General features: G+C 52.6%; 16 protein-coding genes. 12 read left to right on the plus strand and 4 right to left on the minus strand.

Annotated elements, in window-relative coordinates:
• Nucleotides 1-50 precede the first annotated feature (50 nt).
• The 4 genes from NA197_RS05490 to qseB all read right to left on the minus strand — a co-directional run bounded on the left by NA197_RS05490 (nt 51) and on the right by qseB (nt 3,090).
• Nucleotides 51-365 carry a putative quinol monooxygenase gene (locus tag NA197_RS05490; RefSeq protein WP_000958587.1) on the minus strand — a complete coding sequence of 105 codons (315 nt, stop codon included), beginning with the start codon at nt 363-365 and terminating at the stop codon, nt 51-53.
• A 31-nt stretch (nt 366-396) separates the two neighbouring features.
• Nucleotides 397-978 carry an NAD(P)H-dependent oxidoreductase gene (locus NA197_RS05495; protein WP_000065416.1) on the minus strand — a complete coding sequence of 194 codons (582 nt, stop codon included), beginning with the start codon at nt 976-978 and terminating at the stop codon, nt 397-399.
• A 106-nt stretch (nt 979-1,084) separates the two neighbouring features.
• The gene (gene qseC, locus NA197_RS05500; RefSeq protein ID WP_000779327.1) at nt 1,085-2,434 is read right to left on the minus strand and encodes a quorum sensing histidine kinase QseC; all 1,350 of its coding nucleotides are present in this window, start codon (nt 2,432-2,434) and stop codon (nt 1,085-1,087) included.
• The gene (gene qseB, locus NA197_RS05505; protein ID WP_001221574.1) at nt 2,431-3,090 is read right to left on the minus strand and encodes a quorum sensing response regulator transcription factor QseB; all 660 of its coding nucleotides are present in this window, start codon (nt 3,088-3,090) and stop codon (nt 2,431-2,433) included. Before qseB ends, qseC begins: the two co-directional genes overlap by 4 nt.
• Nucleotides 3,091-3,241: 151 nt before the next feature.
• Between qseB and NA197_RS05510 the strand changes: the two genes are divergently transcribed.
• The 12 genes from NA197_RS05510 to NA197_RS05565 all read left to right on the plus strand — a co-directional run bounded on the left by NA197_RS05510 (nt 3,242) and on the right by NA197_RS05565 (nt 17,178).
• On the plus strand, nt 3,242-3,634 hold the full coding sequence (locus tag NA197_RS05510; RefSeq protein WP_000731552.1) for a YgiW/YdeI family stress tolerance OB fold protein: 393 nt from the start codon (nt 3,242-3,244) through the stop codon (nt 3,632-3,634).
• A gap of 71 nt (nt 3,635-3,705) precedes the next feature.
• Nucleotides 3,706-4,572 (plus strand): AraC family transcriptional regulator, encoded by an 867-nt coding sequence (locus NA197_RS05515; RefSeq protein ID WP_064042842.1) that lies wholly within the window; start codon nt 3,706-3,708, stop codon nt 4,570-4,572.
• A gap of 110 nt (nt 4,573-4,682) precedes the next feature.
• Nucleotides 4,683-6,941 (plus strand): DNA topoisomerase IV subunit A, encoded by a 2,259-nt coding sequence (gene parC, locus NA197_RS05520; RefSeq protein WP_001281861.1) that lies wholly within the window; start codon nt 4,683-4,685, stop codon nt 6,939-6,941.
• Between the two features lie 256 nt (nt 6,942-7,197).
• The gene (gene plsC, locus NA197_RS05525) at nt 7,198-7,935 is read left to right on the plus strand and encodes a 1-acylglycerol-3-phosphate O-acyltransferase (RefSeq protein WP_000965730.1); all 738 of its coding nucleotides are present in this window, start codon (nt 7,198-7,200) and stop codon (nt 7,933-7,935) included.
• Between the two features lie 73 nt (nt 7,936-8,008).
• The gene (gene ftsP / locus NA197_RS05530; protein WP_000010658.1) at nt 8,009-9,421 is read left to right on the plus strand and encodes a cell division protein FtsP; all 1,413 of its coding nucleotides are present in this window, start codon (nt 8,009-8,011) and stop codon (nt 9,419-9,421) included.
• A 20-nt stretch (nt 9,422-9,441) separates the two neighbouring features.
• Nucleotides 9,442-9,588: a hypothetical protein gene (locus NA197_RS05535; protein WP_170872874.1), complete on the plus strand. Its 147-nt coding sequence runs from the start codon at nt 9,442-9,444 to the stop codon at nt 9,586-9,588.
• Between the two features lie 15 nt (nt 9,589-9,603).
• Entirely contained in the window at nt 9,604-10,353 is a 750-nt protein-coding gene (locus NA197_RS05540; protein WP_226996197.1) for a hypothetical protein, read from the plus strand.
• A gap of 183 nt (nt 10,354-10,536) precedes the next feature.
• Nucleotides 10,537-10,710, plus strand: a complete 174-nt coding sequence (locus NA197_RS05545) for a hypothetical protein (protein WP_193393468.1) — start codon at nt 10,537-10,539, stop codon at nt 10,708-10,710.
• Nucleotides 10,711-11,052: 342 nt separating this feature from the next.
• Nucleotides 11,053-11,958, plus strand: a complete 906-nt coding sequence (locus tag NA197_RS05550; protein WP_226996198.1) for a hypothetical protein — start codon at nt 11,053-11,055, stop codon at nt 11,956-11,958.
• 3 nt (nt 11,959-11,961) lie between these two features.
• Nucleotides 11,962-13,386 carry a hypothetical protein gene (locus NA197_RS05555; protein WP_064042843.1) on the plus strand — a complete coding sequence of 475 codons (1,425 nt, stop codon included), beginning with the start codon at nt 11,962-11,964 and terminating at the stop codon, nt 13,384-13,386.
• Nucleotides 13,387-13,450: 64 nt separating this feature from the next.
• Nucleotides 13,451-14,872, plus strand: a complete 1,422-nt coding sequence (locus NA197_RS05560; protein WP_048591998.1) for a DUF4459 domain-containing protein — start codon at nt 13,451-13,453, stop codon at nt 14,870-14,872.
• A gap of 134 nt (nt 14,873-15,006) precedes the next feature.
• Entirely contained in the window at nt 15,007-17,178 is a 2,172-nt protein-coding gene (locus NA197_RS05565; RefSeq protein ID WP_001274469.1) for a YgiQ family radical SAM protein, read from the plus strand.
• The last annotated feature ends 130 nt before the right edge of the window (nt 17,179-17,308 follow it).

Here is a 17,308-nt window from a genome sequence, read left to right on the forward strand (position 1 = left end):
TGGCGACACTTGCGCATCGCATCAGGGCGACGTCAGACGAGGGTAATAACTTAAACGCCGGATTCCAGAATACGAATATTCATTTCCAGCACATCGTCTTTTACCGCGTCGCTGTAGGCTTTCATATGCGGGGTTTGCAGATGCGCCTCAAGGTGCGCAACGCTTTCCCACTGTTCAATCATCACGATCGAGTCAGGCGCCAGAGTCTGAAAACTCACGCCCGCGGCATGATCCACCATCGGCGCGTAACCGTGGCACCCCTCTTCTTTAAGAACGGTTGGAATAATTTTCGCAAACTGGTCGAGGACGGCCTGACGGTGATGTTGGCCCGGACGCGTGCGAATTTCGGCAATGACGGTAAGCATGGTTAACTCCTTCTAATTCCAGGATGACCAGTTAAGCAAAAATTTCGCTCAGATGCTTGCGATATTCTGCGGTATAGCGCGGAACATCCGGCATTTTAATCACGTCGTTGGCAATAAACGTTGGCAGCGCGTCCATGCCCAGGAACTGGTTGGCTTTATGGAATGGCAGATAGACGCCATCTACACCTACGCCGTGGAAAAACTGATCTTTTTCGGTAAATGCTTCCATCGGCGCGTTCCACGTCAGTGACAGCATATATTTTTTCCCCTGCACCAGACCGCCGGAACCGTACTTTTTAGCGGCATCGGAACGCGTGCGGCCATCGCTGGCATAGAGCGTGCCGTGACCTTCGGTAAAGACATCATCCATATATTTTTTTACGGTCCATGGCGCGCCCATCCACCAGCCAGGCATCTGCCAAATCACCACGTCAGCCCAGACGAAATTCTGCACCTCTTCTTTAATGTCATAGTCGCTGTCGGCGCGGACGATCTTAACCTGATGACCCAGATCGCGCAGCAGCCCATCGGCAACTTCGGTCAGGGTGTCATTCAACTGGCCGTTGGAGTGCGCGAATTTTTTCGCCCCGTTGATAATCAGGATGTTACTCATTTTGTGTCCTCAAGAAATGCGTTTGCTGCTGATTCTACGCTCACGGGCGGTACGGTGAAATTAGCAAAATGTGCAAAGTCTTTTGCGTTTTTGGCAAAAGTCTCTGCTACCAGCGTACTACGGCCTCAAATCCACCTTCCGCGGCGTTGCCAAACGACACCGTCATGCCGTGCAGCGTAGCGATGCGACGGACGATTGATAATCCCAGACCGCTGCCGGTCACACTTTGGCCTGGCGGGCGATAAAAACGCTCGCCGATATGCGTCAGAATCTCTGGCGCTACGCCGGGGCCATTATCTCTGACGGTGAAGCTGCGGGCATGTAAGGTAACATCGACGACGCTGCCCTGCGGACTGTAGCGAATCGCATTATCCAGCAGGTTACGCACTAACAGGCTTAAGAGTAGCGGCTGGCCGGTACGTATGACGTCATGGGCGTTAAGCTGTAAACGCACGTCGATATTCGCCTGCTGCGCCGGATGATAAATATCCATTACCGCGGACTGCAGCAGCTCTTCCAGCGAAATCTCCGCTACATCCTGCAAATTATTGAGCGAGTCGAGGCGCGACAACGTCAGTAGCTGATCGACCAGCCGTGTGGCGCGATCGATCCCCGCATGGAGCTGGGTCAGCGCTTTATCACGCGATAGCGGATCGTCGCCCGAGAGCTGCGCCACCTCGGTTTGTACTTTCAGCGCGGCCAGCGGGCTGCGCAATTCATGGGCGGCGTCGGAGGTAAATCGCCGTTCGCGCACCATCATTGAGTGGATGCGGCTAAAAAGCTGATTAAGCGCTTCGACCAGTGGGCGAACCTCGCTCGGTACGCCTTTGGCGTCGAGCGGTGTTTCCGATTCCGGCGACCGGAAGCGTAGCGCCTGCGCCAGTTTTTTCAACGGTCTGAGCTCGCGGTGAAGCAGGAGTAATAAAATCAGCAGCATGAAGGGAAGGGCGATCAGCCACGGCGTTAATTGCGCCGCCACGATCGCCAGCGCCATATCTTCGCGGTAATCCCACTCCTGACCGACGACGATACGATACTTGCCGTCCGCCGAGTTCAACCACAAAAAACGCCAGAGGTCGTTGTCATCCTTCAGATAGCCATTGTCGAAACCTTCCCGGCGATAGCGATACGGAATATCCTGGCCGTTGTCGCCATCATGCAGCAACATTTTGCCGTCAGCGGAAAAGATGGCGAACGCCAGCGCATCGTCATCGATATGCCCATGTTTTAATTTCTTTGGCGTATGCGCCATGCGCTGCGGGGCGTTGATCTCGTTAAGATCGAGGGTGCTAAGCCGTCTGGCGAACAACATCAACTGTGTGTCAAACAGCTCGTCGACATTATCCGTCGTCTTTCTCCAGGCCACAAAACTGGAAATTGCCCAAGTGATGGAGACCAGAATCAGGAAAATAAGCGTCAGCCTGACGCGCAGGCTGAGACGTTGCGTCAATTTCATGCGTCACCCAGGGTGTAGCCGATGCCGTGTACGGTGCGAATAAATTCGCTGCCGAGCTTGCGGCGTAAATGATGAACATGGACTTCCACTGCATTGCTGGACACGTCGTCATCCCAGTTATACAGCTTCTCTTCAATAAGCTTGCGCGGTAGCACGCGACCTTTGTTGCGCAGTAAGAGTTCCAGCAACGCGAACTCTTTTGGTTTTAGGGCCAGCGGTTCGCCGGCAAGCGTCGCGACGAGATTGCCTGGATTGAGCGTCACCTGGCCGTGGCGCAATTCGCTACTGGCCTGACCGCTGGCGCGGCGTACCAGCGCCTCCAGACGGGCGGCGACCTCAATGAGCGCGAAAGGTTTACATAAATAGTCATCGGCGCCCAGACGTAGCCCCTCGACGCGCTCTGCTAACGCGTCGCGCGCCGTCAGGATCAGTACCGGTTCCTGTTTACCCTTTTCGCGCCATTCGCGCAAAATATCCCGTCCGTCCATTCCTGGCAGCGTTAAATCTAAAATGACCGCATCATAAGGCGCGCTGTAAAGCGCCTCTTTCCCCGGACGTCCCTCGGTAAACCAGTCGACGCTGAAACCCATTTTACTCAGACCTGCTTTTATGCCATCGCCAATAAGTGTGTCATCTTCTACCAGTAAAATTCGCATCTGTTCTTCCTTGCGGTAACTCGCGTTGCCGTCAGTTAACCTTGTCGCCGCAGGCGATGTACAGAAAAAAAGAATCTTTTTTTGCCTTAAGAAGTTGTTAAGGATTACCTTATTAAATGGATCTGAAACGACATGAAAGGGAAAAGTAATCATGAAAAAATTAGCTGCAATCGTTGCCGTTATGGCACTGTGTTCTACCCCGGTTCTGGCGGCTCAGCAGGGCGGTTTCTCCGGCCCGTCGGCGACGCAAACGCAAGGCGGCGGATTTGTCGGCCCGAACGGCAGCAGCACGACGGTAGAGAGCGCTAAATCGCTGCGTGACGATGCGTGGGTAACGCTGCGCGGGAATATCGTCGAGCGCATTTCCGACGACCTGTATGTGTTTAAAGATGCGACCGGTACTATCAATGTGGATATTGACCACAAGCGCTGGAACGGCCTGACCGTAACCCCGCAGGATACCGTTGAAATTCAGGGTGAAGTGGATAAAGACTGGAACTCTGTCGAAATCGACGTAAAACAGATTCGTAAAGTGAATCCGTAATCCCACATTGCGCAAGATCGGTCAGGATTCACAGCCGCCCGGTGGGCAGAATAGGCCACAAGGAGGCAGTGATGAATGACCTGATCAGCGCGGCTTATTCCGAACGTCTGCGGCGCATTTGCGACCACATTGAGCGTCATCTGGATGAGCCTCTGTCGATTGAGGCGTTAAGCCGGATGGCGCACAGCTCGCCGTTTCATTTTCACCGGCAGTTTACTGCCTGGAGCGGGCTTCCGCTCTATCGCTATATCCAGTGGCTGCGTTTGCGCCGGGCGTCATGGCGGCTGGCGTTTAACCCGCAAGATAAAGTTATCGATATCGCGCTGGATGCCGGATTTCAGAATCCGGAGTCGTTCACACGTGCTTTCAAAACCGCGTTTGGTCAAAGCCCGCGCCGGTTTCGGCAATCGCCGGACTGGCTGGTCTGGCACCAACGCGTTCCTAAACTTGCGTTACAGGAGCAGCATGTCATGGACGTAAAAATCGTTGAATTTCCACCTACCCGCGTCGCGATGCTGACGCATCTGGGGCATCCGGATAAGGTCAACGCCAGCGCGGCGAAATTTATTGCATGGCGGCGCGAAACGGGGCAGTCGCCGATTGCCAGCAGTCAAACTTTTGGTATTGCCTGGCACGACCCGCAGACGACGCCGCCGGATCAATTCCGCTTTGATATCTGCGGCAGCGTCCACCAGCCGATAGCCGAAAATGACGTTGGTGTGGTGAATAGCGAGATTCCTGGCGGGCGCTGCGCGGTGGTACGCCATCAGGGATCGCTCGACAGCCTCCCGGAGAGCGTGTGGTATTTATTCCGCGAATGGCTACCGGCCAGCGGCGAGACGCTGCGCGATTTTCCGGTCTTCTTCCAGTACCTGAATTTCGTCAATGAGGTGGCGGAACATGAGCTGCTGACGGATATCTATCTGCCGCTTCGTTAACTTCCTCGTCACCTGGCTCACGGTTTGTGACTCAGACCGTGAGATAGGGTATTATCTGCGGCAATATTGCCGTCCGAACGGTCAGCATGCAGATTGAGGATCCCCTGTTAATGAGCGATATGGCAGAGCGCCTTGCGCTACATGAATTTACGGAAAACGCCTACTTAAACTACTCCATGTACGTGATCATGGATCGTGCGTTGCCGTTTATTGGCGACGGCCTGAAGCCGGTACAGCGCCGCATCGTCTATGCGATGTCAGAGCTGGGGCTGAACGCCAGCGCTAAATTTAAAAAATCCGCCCGTACCGTCGGTGACGTACTGGGTAAGTATCATCCGCACGGCGACAGCGCCTGCTATGAAGCCATGGTGCTGATGGCGCAGCCGTTCTCTTACCGTTACCCGCTGGTCGATGGCCAGGGGAACTGGGGCGCGCCGGATGATCCGAAGTCATTCGCGGCGATGCGTTATACCGAATCCCGCCTGTCCAAATACGCCGAGCTGCTGTTAAGCGAACTCGGTCAGGGGACGGCGGACTGGGTGCCAAACTTCGACGGCACGATGCAGGAACCGAAAATGTTACCGGCGCGTCTGCCGAACATCCTGCTGAACGGCACCACCGGTATAGCGGTGGGGATGGCAACAGATATCCCGCCGCACAACCTGCGCGAAGTGGCGAAAGCGGCGATTACGCTGATTGAGCAGCCGAAAACGACGCTGGATCAGTTGCTGGATATCGTCCAGGGGCCGGATTACCCGACCGAAGCGGAGATCATTACCCCACGTGCGGAAATTCGTAAAATTTACGAAAACGGGCGGGGCTCCGTGCGTATGCGCGCGGTATGGACCAAAGAAGACGGCGCCGTGGTGATCACCGCGCTGCCGCATCAGGTGTCTGGCGCGAAAGTGCTGGAGCAGATTGCTGCGCAGATGCGTAATAAAAAACTGCCGATGGTGGACGATCTGCGCGATGAATCAGATCACGAAAACCCGACGCGTTTAGTGATTGTGCCACGCTCCAACCGTGTGGATATGGAACAGGTGATGAACCATCTGTTCGCCACCACCGATCTGGAAAAAAGCTACCGTATTAACCTGAACATGATCGGTCTGGATGGTCGTCCGGCGGTGAAAAACCTGCTGGAGATCCTCACCGAGTGGCTGGCGTTCCGCCGCGACACGGTGCGCCGTCGTCTGAACTATCGTCTGGAGAAAGTGCTTAAGCGCCTGCATATCCTCGAAGGTTTGCTGGTGGCGTTTCTCAACATCGATGAAGTGATCGAGATTATCCGTAACGAGGATGAGCCGAAACCCGCGCTGATGTCGCGTTTCGGCATCAGCGAAACCCAGGCGGAAGCGATTCTCGAACTGAAACTGCGTCATCTCGCCAAACTGGAAGAGATGAAAATTCGCGGTGAGCAGGACGAGCTGGAAAAAGAGCGTGACCAGTTGCAGGGCATTCTCGCGTCCGAACGCAAAATGAATACCTTGCTGAAAAAAGAGCTACAGGCAGATTCCGACGCCTATGGCGACGATCGCCGTTCTCCGCTGCGTGAGCGCGAAGAAGCTAAAGCGATGAGCGAACACGATATGCTGCCGTCCGAACCGGTGACTATCGTACTGTCGCAGATGGGCTGGGTGCGCAGCGCCAAAGGTCATGATATTGATGCGCCGGGGCTTAACTATAAAGCGGGCGACAGCTTTAAAGCCGCGGTGAAAGGTAAGAGCAATCAACCGGTGGTGTTTATTGATACCACCGGGCGCAGCTATGCTATTGATCCCATTACGCTTCCGTCGGCGCGTGGGCAGGGCGAGCCGCTGACCGGCAAACTCACGCTGCCGCCGGGGGCGACCGTAGAGCATATGCTGATGGAAGGCGATGACCAGAAACTGCTGATGGCGTCGGATGCGGGCTACGGCTTCGTTTGTACGTTTAACGATCTGGTTGCCCGTAACCGTGCCGGTAAGGCGTTGATTACACTGCCGGAAAATGCGCACGTCATGCCGCCGCTGGTGATTGAAGACGAGCACGATATGCTGCTGGCGATTACCCAGGCCGGACGGATGTTGATGTTCCCGGTAGACTCTCTGCCGCAGCTGTCGAAAGGCAAAGGGAATAAGATCATTAATATCCCCTCTGCGGAAGCGGCGAAAGGCGATGATGGACTGGCGCACCTGTACGTGCTGCCGCCACAAAGCACTCTGACTATCCATGTCGGGAAGCGCAAAATCAAACTGCGCCCTGAAGAGTTACAAAAGGTGGTCGGCGAACGCGGACGCCGTGGCACATTAATGCGCGGCCTGCAGCGTATCGATCGCATTGAGATTGATTCGCCGCATCGCGTAAGTCATGGCGACAGCGAAGAGTAAGAGAGGGGCGCCCGTAGGCCGGACAAGGCATCTAAGCCGCCATCCGGCGCTCTGCCGTTGCCGGATGACGACGCAGTAGCGTCTTATCCGGCCTACGGTTTCAGATCGGATTAACATTAAAATTTCCCGTAAAACCGTTGTTTATTCGTGCATTGCGATTAACAATACGTTTTTCCAGAGAGCCACACTTACCAAAATCCTAACCTGAATTTCAGGTGACGTAGAATGCCGGGCTCTTAGGCCTTCAGAGGTTGTTATGCTATATATTTTTCGTCTTATTGTTACCGTTATTTACTCCATTCTGGTCTGTGTTTTCGGTTCTATTTACTGCCTTTTCAGTCCACGTAACCCAAAACACGTGGCGACGTTTGGACATATGTTCGGTCGTCTGGCCCCGCTGTTTGGCCTGAAAGTGGAGTGCCGCAAACCCGCCGATGCGGAAAACTATGGCAATGCTATCTATATTGCTAACCATCAGAATAATTATGATATGGTCACGGCGGCGAATATTGTGCAGCCGCCAACGGTGACGGTGGGGAAAAAAAGCCTGCTTTGGATCCCGTTTTTTGGGCAACTGTACTGGCTGACCGGTAATCTGTTGATTGACCGTAATAACCGCGCCAAAGCGCATAGCACCATTGCGGCAGTGGTTAACCATTTTAAAAAGCGCCGTATTTCTATCTGGATGTTCCCTGAAGGTACGCGTAGCCGGGGACGCGGTCTGCTGCCGTTTAAAACCGGCGCGTTTCATGCGGCTATCGCGGCTGGTGTGCCGATCATTCCTGTCTGCGTTTCCAACACCTCTAACAAAGTCAATCTAAACCGCCTGAACAACGGACTGGTTATTGTGGAAATGCTGCCGCCAGTCGACGTCAGCGAATATGGTAAAGATCAGGTTCGCGAGCTGGCGGCCCACTGCCGTGCGTTAATGGAGCAAAAAATCGCGGAACTTGATAAAGAGGTTGCGGAACGTGAAGCGACCGGTAAGGTTTAAGCAGTCTTACTCTGTTATTGTAGAAATCATTTTTTCAGGCACAACTCTTTAGCCTGTTTTACATGGAGCTTATATGTCATTCAGTCGGCGTCAGTTTCTTCAGGCATCGGGAATCGCACTATGTGCAGGCGCGATTCCCCTCAGGGCGAATGCTGCCGGTCAGCAACAGCCGTTGCCTGTTCCGCCGTTGCTGGAGTCCCGTCGCGGGCAGCCGTTGTTTATGACGCTACAGCGAGCGCACTGGTCCTTTACGCAAGGCACGCGCGCGCCGGTCTGGGGAGTGAACGGTCGTTATCTGGGGCCGACAATCCGCGTCTGGAAAGGTGATGACGTTAAACTCATCTATAGCAACCGCCTGGCGGAAAATGTCTCCATGACGGTTGCTGGTTTACTGGTGCCGGGGCCGCTGATGGGTGGCCCGGCACGTATGATGTCGCCGAACGCGGACTGGGCGCCGGTGTTGCCGATTCGTCAGAGCGCCGCGACGCTGTGGTATCACGCTAACACGCCTAACCGCACTGCGCAGCAGGTGTATAACGGCCTGGCCGGAATGTGGCTGGTCGAAGACGACATTAGTAAAACGCTGCCCATTCCGAACCATTACGGCGTGGATGATTTTCCCGTCATTATCCAGGATAAACGGCTGGATAACTTTGGGACGCCGGAGTACAGCGAACCGGGAAGCGGTGGTTTTGTCGGCGATACGCTGCTGGTGAACGGCGCGCAAAGCCCCTATGTCGAAGTGTCCCGCGGCTGGGTGCGGTTACGGTTGTTGAACGCCTCGAACTCGCGGCGCTATCAGCTTCAGATGAGCGATGGCCGGGCGCTGCATGTGATTTCAGGCGATCAGGGCTTTTTACCTGCGCCGGTTTCCGTCAAACAGTTGTCACTGGCGCCCGGCGAGCGACGTGAAATCCTGGTTGATATGACCAACGGCGACGAAGTCTCGATCACCTGCGGGGAAGCGGCCAGCATAGTCGATCGGATTCGCGGTTTCTTTGAGCCTTCCAGTATTCTGGTTTCTACCCTGGTGCTGACGTTACGGCCAACCGGATTGCTGCCGCTGGTGACCGATAATCTGCCGATGCGTCTGTTGCCGACGGAGATCATGAGCGGCGCGCCTGTCCGCAGTCGGGACATCAGTCTTGGCGACGATCCGGGGATTAACGGCCAACTGTGGGATGTGAATCGCATTGATATTACCGCCCAACAAGGCACCTGGGAGCGCTGGACGGTACGTGCCGATATGCCGCAGTCGTTCCATATTGAGGGCGTCTCTTTCCTGATTCGTAACGTCAACGGCGCTATGCCGTTCCCGGAAGATAGAGGCTGGAAAGATACCGTCTGGGTGGATGGGCAAGTCGAACTGCTGGTCTATTACGGTCAGCCGTCCTGGCCGCACTTCCCGTTCTATTTCAACAGCCAGACGCTGGAAATGGCTGACCGCGGCTCGATTGGGCAAATGCTGGTGAATCCGGCGTCGTAAAGGCGAACCAGGGATATTCGATGAGAATCAATGAAGAGGGATGGCGGCTACTGACGTTCTGGATGTTTACTACAGGCGGCTATCTTATTCTGCTCTTCGTTGTTATTTGCCTGGCTTTTTTGTTCCAAACGCCTCGTCGCGTGTTGCTGTGGATGGCTTTGCCATAGATTGCGCTGGTTCTTTTGCTATGGTTTGCTGCGGATGATGAAACGCTTTTCTTCCCGATTGGCGCAGGGTGGATGCTGGGGCTCAGTTTATTGCTGGCGCTACTGGTTAGCCACCGATTACGCCAACCACACCATCTTTGGGCCGGGTGCCATGTGGTCGTATTGCTGCTGTTGTTGGCGCACATGGGGGATATTCTCGATAGGCATCATCGGCGCGATGCCTATCAGGCACAGCAGGTGGCGGAAGAAACGCTGTTACGAAAAATCGATACGACTGATGACCGCGTTTTTTTAAATCATTTGATGTCGCAAGCCATGCAGCCGCAAAACGCAGGGGATTGGGGGACGAATAGGCGGATTGAGCATCTCGCAAAACGCATTTCCCCTTTTGATATTGCGGACGGAACTGAAAAAATTTGGTTGGTTTTGGCCATCGACCGGCTTAATCGTCCTGCTGTTGGGGCGTTTTCCTCTTGGTTTATTGGCGATTCTGTACAGGCAAAGCAATATCGGCATCAGCTCTTACAAAACAATCCATTATTGGACCTACTGAATCGTGTTTTTAATGATAGTACGGCTGATGAACAAACTTTTCTGCAACAACAACTTTTGGCGCGAGATATTTGTACCAGTTTGATTAGCGTCGTGCCGGAATTATTGACGGACGAACTGTATGCACAAGCCGTTGCCTTTGATAATAGCAACAAACCGGAACCTTTCTCATGGCAGTTTGAATTTGATGTGTTTTATCATCGGAAAAAATAGCGGGCAATAATGAATTTGGGAAACGGATGGAGTTTGTTGTTGATGATAATATCCACCGTGCCGGGCAATATATACAATCATTGTATTCACTATAGTTATTATTGCGTTTAGCTCGCTGTGTTATCGGAAAATAGGACCGAGGAATTTGAACTCAGTAATGAGCATGGAAAGTAAGGATACTTTATGGGTGAATCATTTGCGTGGATGATGTGGGATTCAGTAATATTGATGAGCGCGTGGGGTATTTATGGCGTTGTATTATTGAGGTTAATTGTCGGCGCATTTGATTCTTTGCGCTATCGGCGGGTTTTCTTGCGTGTTGTTCTTCCGCAGGTGAGCGTTGTCTGTGTAGTGTGAGGAGGATTATTCTGGATTGATTCAAAAGATATTTATATCGTATATTTATTGATATCAGGATTGCTGCCCTCGATAATAATTGCTATTTTTTCTAGTCGAGAGTCTCCATTTTTTATACTGGGAACTATCGTGTCCCATACTATTTTTTTGTTCGTTTTCGTTTATGTGATGGACGGCCCGCGATTATGGCACCACATTGGTGAAGACTGGGATAACTATAAAATTACCCGACTGTTTGAGCGCGCGAAGGGGGATGTTCAGGTTTTGCAGGATGCATCTTGTTATCAATTGGCAAGTGTTTTGAATCTGGCTGCAGAACACCGCGATACACCGGAAAATTTATTGCGTTATCTGGCTAAAATACGAGGTATTTCGCCATTTTTGGCAGCGGCAGAATCTTGCCCTGAAGCGGCGATCCCGAACGCCGAATTTCTTTATACGCCATTTGCTACCGCTCTTCGCCAACATAACGTACCGATAGTACGCTTTTTTAGCCAGCAACTGGTGGGCGAGACATCTTCCGCCAGAGAGAATCGCAATATTGTTGCTCGTAAAGAAAATCCACTGCTGACGCTTTATAAATCTAACTATATATCACAGTATCGCGAGCAGTACAGACTAGAAATTAGTCAGCTATTGCTGAATATTATGCCAGAACTGTTGAATGATACTGTCTATATTTATCCCATTATCCAACGTAACACTGAGTTGGTTGCTTATTTTTGGCAGAAACATCCGCCCACTATTCCTCTGCGCAGGCTCGAAGCGATGGTGTTGTTAGCCAAAACGGAATCGCTAATAAGCGAGGTAACCCATAATCCAGAAATATTGATCACACCGCCGATTGAGAGGTGGGATCGTGAAAACCTACTCACTTTCATACTGAGCAATGGCGATCTGGTAATGATTCAGTCGCTTATTGATGCAAACGTAGTGGACTGGAAACGAGCAATGGAAGACGGAAATAATGAGCCTCTGCATCAGGCCATATTACGACTGCGTGGTGGAGCGTTAGAGAACGCATTGCTGATACAGATCATTAAGGCGATGCAAGCGCAGAAAGCGTTATCCAACGAGCAAATCGCCCACTATCTTCCCTGGACACCGACGTTTCCTGCCGCTTTTTTACAGGCTGGGCTTTCCTGTGAGCAATTGCGTGAGGTGTTGAATGCATCAGTAGCGGGGAGTGAACAAGTACTACACGATACGCGACAAAGGCTGAATGCGCTGTGTCCAGTAAAGGAATAGTAAATGGATTATATTAATCGATGGCTTGGCTCTGAACTGCTGACGTTTTGTATTCTACCGTGGGGGTATGCCGCTGCGGTGGCATCACTACTGATCCTGATGTTTTCCAAAAAACGCAGCCGACAGATTTTGCTGTGGGTATTACTACCACAGTGGGCATTCGTGGTATTGCTGTTACTCACGTTGCAGTACACCCAGTTGTTGAGCCAAACAGGCACGGTATGGATGTTGATGCTCCTGTTGCCGATTCTGAGTTGGGCGGGCTTGCTGCCCGCGCTGCTGGTGGGAACCTGGCTGCGCAAGCCGTGGCCCGCATGGCTACTGTGTCATATTGTGTTCATTGGGGTACTGTGCCCGGTGATGCCGGAGCTGTGGCGTGCTATTAGCCATCAATGGCAACAGCAAAATATTGCGCAGTTGCTCAGGCAGGTTCAGTCTGGCGACTTGGGTCAGTTAGAGAGCATTCATGATAACAGTATGTTGGAACAGACACTGGTTCAGGCGGTAAAAGCGCCAGGCATATCAGAAAAAAACTTGCGCGATCTGACTGCACGTGTGGCATCGCCTTTTAGGTTCTCGCGGGAAGATGGCTATTTCGTCAATGCGCCATTTTTTGCAGCTTTTGAGAGTGGCAATATCACTGCGGTGCGTATTTTTAGCGAGCAGCTCACGGGCGACTCCCCGCAGACGCAGGCAAATCGCACCATCGTACGGCGGCAAAATCCGTTGGAGTATCTCCCCACGCCCCGTTTTAAACCTGAGGGATTTCGCCAGACTTTTTTTGAGATGGCCGACATTCTGCTACGGGTCATGCCCGATCTCCTCACCGATGAAGCCTATTCGGGGGCGATACAGCTTCAGGATAAAGAGACACTGGCCTTTTTCTGGCAGCGGCGTGAAGCGCAAAATCCGCTGTATCGCGCATATTATTTCTTGTTGCAGGGGCAAACTAAAGCGCTGCTTGCCCAGATAAAACTGACGCCGCAGGTGCTGGGGCAGTCGGTCTATCCGAATAAAAATCTGCTGGCGTCGCTGTTTATTGATGCGGATGGCGAGACGCTGCGTGCGTTGGTGAAAGGGCAGATGCTGAACTGGCAGCACATCCCTCAGGATAAGTTGACGGACGGCTGGAATTTCCTGATTTCACGCACATTGCATACAGCCTCGAAAGAGGACGCGCTGCCGCCGGATATTCTGGCGGGGATACTGCAAAGTATGCAACAGCAACATACGGCGTTGTCGGAAGCCCTTATTGTCGCCAGCCTTGATTACCAGGATGAAAGGCATAGCCTGATGACTGCCTACCGGATGGCCTGGTTGGACTGTAACAAGCTTAACGCAATGATCGATAAGGTGTATCCACCAGAAGATACGCGGCGTACCAATGTGCGTATAAAATTAGCACAGCAGTGCGCCGATTTAGACTGATATGCCGTGCTCTGATAATTAAAATTACATTGATTGTTAAGAGAGATACAGGGAGTGGTAAATAATGAAAAAATGTTTTTTATTTATATTTATGTGCCTGTTTATCTTCTCAGCTAATGCGGAACTAAAATTCCGCCCTGAGATCGAAAATAAAAAAATCTATTTTCAGGGCAAGGTCACAGACTACACGCTTAATGACTTTATCTTTTTCGGTGACAGTCGCGAACCCTTTTATGGCAGCGAAAACGATGATTATACCGCCACTGCAGATGAGTGGCTCGGGTTTTACGCTGAGTTGCCCGACGTTCGAAAATGGCAGCGCGTTGTTCCTGACGATTTTTCTATGATGAGTGGCGCGCCGTGGTGTGACATCCAGTTTTTTGAACAAGAGAATGACCATTCGGTGATTACTGGAAGTGAGCATACGCGCTGTATCGATTTTCTCGTGACGCCTAAAAGGAAAGGACTCATTCCCATGGGGACGAAGGGAACTCTGTTGGATTACGGCAGCTATCTTGCTTTTGCACCGCAGATAGAGCACATCACGCTGGAAGGCCGATTTCCTGAAGCCTCGCGGACCTGGCTTCAGGTAAGAAGCGTGCAAACCAGCGCAACCTCGATAGCCGATCTTAAAATTATGCTTAATGAGATTTATGCTCGTCACGGTTATATTTTCAGACCGGGCGGTGAGATGGATCGGTACTTCCGACAGCAGCCGTGGTATCGCCCACGCTATGCGAACGTTGATTACCTCATTACCGAGACAGAGCATCGTAATATCAAACTCCTCAAAGAGCTGCTTTCTCCTGAGTCACAGCGTAAAAAGGCGCTGTATATTCAGAACACAACCGATTTTTGTGAGGCGCTGAAAGCGAATAATATCAAATATGTCATGGACAATACGGCAGAATACCTTACGACTGGTGCAGATCAGCCAATCAATTTAGAAAAAGTATGGCAAAAATACAGAGACTTAATGATCAATGGCGGCGGAAACTGTCAACGCGATATCGAGAGCTATAAGCGCTACTCCTTTTTATACAGCGAACCTTTAGGTATTTATTACAATTCCACTTTTGAGTTTGATGAAAAGAAAGGGAAATATGTTCTCGCTTATGTGAACTTTGATTCTTCCTGCAACAAAGAGGGTGACACGATTGAACTGGAAGGTATGATGGTCAAACGCGAGCACGTCATTGAAGATAATCAAGGCCAACACTCGGATAAAGATCTCGAATTAAAAACAATAAACCTTCAGTGTGTGGCAGGGGCCATGATGGACCAACCTGACTGGGATCGCTATGTCCAGCTCATTCTTCCGCCTGAAAAATACAATTATTATCAACGGTTTATAGGGAAGAAAATCACCCTGCGAGGGAAAGTCATGATTGCAGAATCCATGTATCATGTCACGCCGGTACTGTTGAATTTGCTCGAAGAACAAAATCCTATTATCAAAGTAGCAGATATGCCTGCTCGTCCATAAGTACGATAACCGACGGGGCAGGCAATCGGCCCCGCTACAGAGTGCAGCCTCACCAATCAATTCGATTTCTCTTCCATTCCAGCTTATAATCCCCGACCTTTGATTATTTTTTTGCCAATCGTTTTGGAAGCAATATGAGCGCTATCTCCCTGATCCAACCGGATCGCGACCTTTTCTCCTGGCCGCAGTACTGGGCCGCCTGTTTTGGGCCGGCGCCGTTTTTGCCGATGTCACGTGAAGAGATGGATCAACTTGGCTGGGATAGCTGCGACATCATTCTGGTGACGGGCGACGCGTATGTCGATCATCCGAGCTTCGGCATGGCGATTTGCGGCCGTATGCTGGAAGCGCAGGGCTTCCGCGTGGGGATCATCGCCCAGCCGGACTGGAACAGCAAAGACGACTTTATGCGTCTGGGTAAACCGAACCTGTTCTTCGGCGTCACCGCTGGCAACATGGACTCGATGATCAACCGTTACACCGCTGACCGTAAGCTGCGCCACGATGACGCCTACACCCCGGATAACGTCGCGGGCAAACGCCCGGACCGCGCCACGCTGGTCTATACCCAGCGTTGCAAAGAAGCGTGGAAAGATGTCCCGGTGATCCTTGGCGGCATTGAGGCCAGTCTGCGCCGTACCGCGCATTACGACTACTGGTCTGATACTGTGCGTCGTTCAGTGTTAGTCGATTCCAAAGCCGACATGCTGATGTTTGGCAACGGCGAGCGTCCGCTGGTGGAAGTGGCGCACCGTCTGGCAATGGGCGAAACCATCGATCAGATTCGCGATGTGCGTAACACTGCGATTATGGTTAAAGAAGCTCTGCCTGGCTGGAGCGGCGTCGACTCCACTCGTCTGGACACGCCGGGTAAAATCGATCCAATTCCCCATCCCTATGGCGAAGACCTGCCGTGCGCCGACAACAAACCCGTCGCGCCGAAAAAGCAAGAAGCCAAGGCGATTACCGTGCAGCCGCCGCGTCCGAAGCCGTGGGAAAAAACCTATATCCTGCTGCCATCCTTTGAAAAGGTGAAAGGCGACAAGGTGCTGTACGCCCATGCGTCGCGTATTCTGCATCACGAAACTAACCCTGGCTGCGCGCGGGCGCTGATGCAAAAACACGGCGACCGCTATGTCTGGATCAACCCGCCCGCCATACCGCTCTCCACTGAAGAGATGGATAGCGTGTTTGCGCTGCCGTATCAGCGTGTGCCGCACCCGGCTTACGGCAATGCCCGTATTCCGGCCTATGAGATGATCCGCTTTTCGATCAATATCATGCGCGGCTGCTTTGGCGGCTGCTCTTTCTGCTCGATCACTGAACATGAAGGGCGCATCATTCAGAGCCGCTCGGAAGACTCTATTATCAACGAGATCGAAGCGATCCGCGACACGGTGCCGGGGTTTACCGGCGTGATCTCCGATCTGGGCGGTCCTACCGCGAACATGTATATGCTGCGCTGTAAGTCGCCGCGTGCGGAGCAGACCTGTCGTCGCCTGTCATGCGTCTATCCGGATATCTGTCCGCATATGGATACTGACCATACGCCGACGATCAATCTTTATCGCCGTGCCCGTGAGCTGAAAGGCATTAAGAAAATCTTAATTGCCTCCGGCGTGCGCTACGACATCGCCGTAGAGGATCCTCGCTATATTAAAGAGCTGGCGAGCCATCATGTGGGCGGCTATCTGAAGATTGCGCCGGAGCATACTGAAGAAGGGCCGCTGTCGAAAATGATGAAGCCGGGGATGGGCAGCTACGATCGCTTTAAAGAGTTATTTGACCTTTACTCTAAACAGGCCGGAAAAGAGCAGTATCTGATCCCGTATTTTATCTCTGCGCATCCGGGCACGCGGGACGAGGATATGGTGAATCTGGCGCTGTGGCTCAAGCGCCACCGCTTCCGTTTGGATCAGGTGCAGAACTTCTACCCGTCGCCGTTGGCGAATTCGACCACCATGTATTACACCGGCAAAAACCCGCTGGGTAAAATTGGTTATAAGAGTGAAGATGTGGTGGTGCCGAAGGGAGACAGGCAACGTCGCCTGCATAAGGCGCTGCTGCGTTATCACGATCCGGCGAACTGGCCGCTGATTCGTCAGGCGCTGGAAGCGATGGGCAAAAAGCACCTGATTGGCGGTCGCCGTGAGTGTCTGGTGCCTGCGCCGACCATTGAAGAGATGCGCGAAGCGCGTCGCCAGAACCGCAACACGCGCCCGGCGTTGACCAAGCATACGCCGGTGGAACATCAGCGGCAGGGGCTTGCCGCTAATAAGAAGCGCGGGAAAGGCGCAGGGCGTTAAACGGTTTTACAGGTACCCTGTCAGGCTGGATAAGGCGAAGCCGCGATCCAGCGATTATTTTGCCTGATGGCGCTGTGTTTATCAGGCCCACAGATCGACCCAGGCCGAACACCATCCGGCAGAAGTGCTC

Source organism: Salmonella sp. NW884, assembly GCF_051700745.1.
In the GTDB taxonomy this organism is placed as follows: domain Bacteria; phylum Pseudomonadota; class Gammaproteobacteria; order Enterobacterales; family Enterobacteriaceae; genus Salmonella; species Salmonella enterica.

Excerpts from the sequence above, each read along its gene's own strand:
- NA197_RS05490 (WP_000958587.1), bottom strand. The coding sequence starts at position 365 with ATGCTTACCGTCATTGCCGAAATTCGCACGCGTCCGGGCCAACATCAC.
- NA197_RS05495 (WP_000065416.1), bottom strand. The coding sequence starts at position 978 with ATGAGTAACATCCTGATTATCAACGGGGCGAAAAAATTCGCGCACTCC.
- qseC (WP_000779327.1), bottom strand. The coding sequence starts at position 2,434 with ATGAAATTGACGCAACGTCTCAGCCTGCGCGTCAGGCTGACGCTTATT.
- qseB (WP_001221574.1), bottom strand. The coding sequence starts at position 3,090 with ATGCGAATTTTACTGGTAGAAGATGACACACTTATTGGCGATGGCATA.
- NA197_RS05510 (WP_000731552.1), top strand. The coding sequence starts at position 3,242 with ATGAAAAAATTAGCTGCAATCGTTGCCGTTATGGCACTGTGTTCTACC.
- NA197_RS05515 (WP_064042842.1), top strand. The coding sequence starts at position 3,706 with ATGAATGACCTGATCAGCGCGGCTTATTCCGAACGTCTGCGGCGCATT.
- parC (WP_001281861.1), top strand. The coding sequence starts at position 4,683 with ATGAGCGATATGGCAGAGCGCCTTGCGCTACATGAATTTACGGAAAAC.
- plsC (WP_000965730.1), top strand. The coding sequence starts at position 7,198 with ATGCTATATATTTTTCGTCTTATTGTTACCGTTATTTACTCCATTCTG.
- ftsP (WP_000010658.1), top strand. The coding sequence starts at position 8,009 with ATGTCATTCAGTCGGCGTCAGTTTCTTCAGGCATCGGGAATCGCACTA.
- NA197_RS05535 (WP_170872874.1), top strand. The coding sequence starts at position 9,442 with ATGAGAATCAATGAAGAGGGATGGCGGCTACTGACGTTCTGGATGTTT.
- NA197_RS05545 (WP_193393468.1), top strand. The coding sequence starts at position 10,537 with ATGGGTGAATCATTTGCGTGGATGATGTGGGATTCAGTAATATTGATG.
- NA197_RS05555 (WP_064042843.1), top strand. The coding sequence starts at position 11,962 with ATGGATTATATTAATCGATGGCTTGGCTCTGAACTGCTGACGTTTTGT.
- NA197_RS05560 (WP_048591998.1), top strand. The coding sequence starts at position 13,451 with ATGAAAAAATGTTTTTTATTTATATTTATGTGCCTGTTTATCTTCTCA.
- NA197_RS05565 (WP_001274469.1), top strand. The coding sequence starts at position 15,007 with ATGAGCGCTATCTCCCTGATCCAACCGGATCGCGACCTTTTCTCCTGG.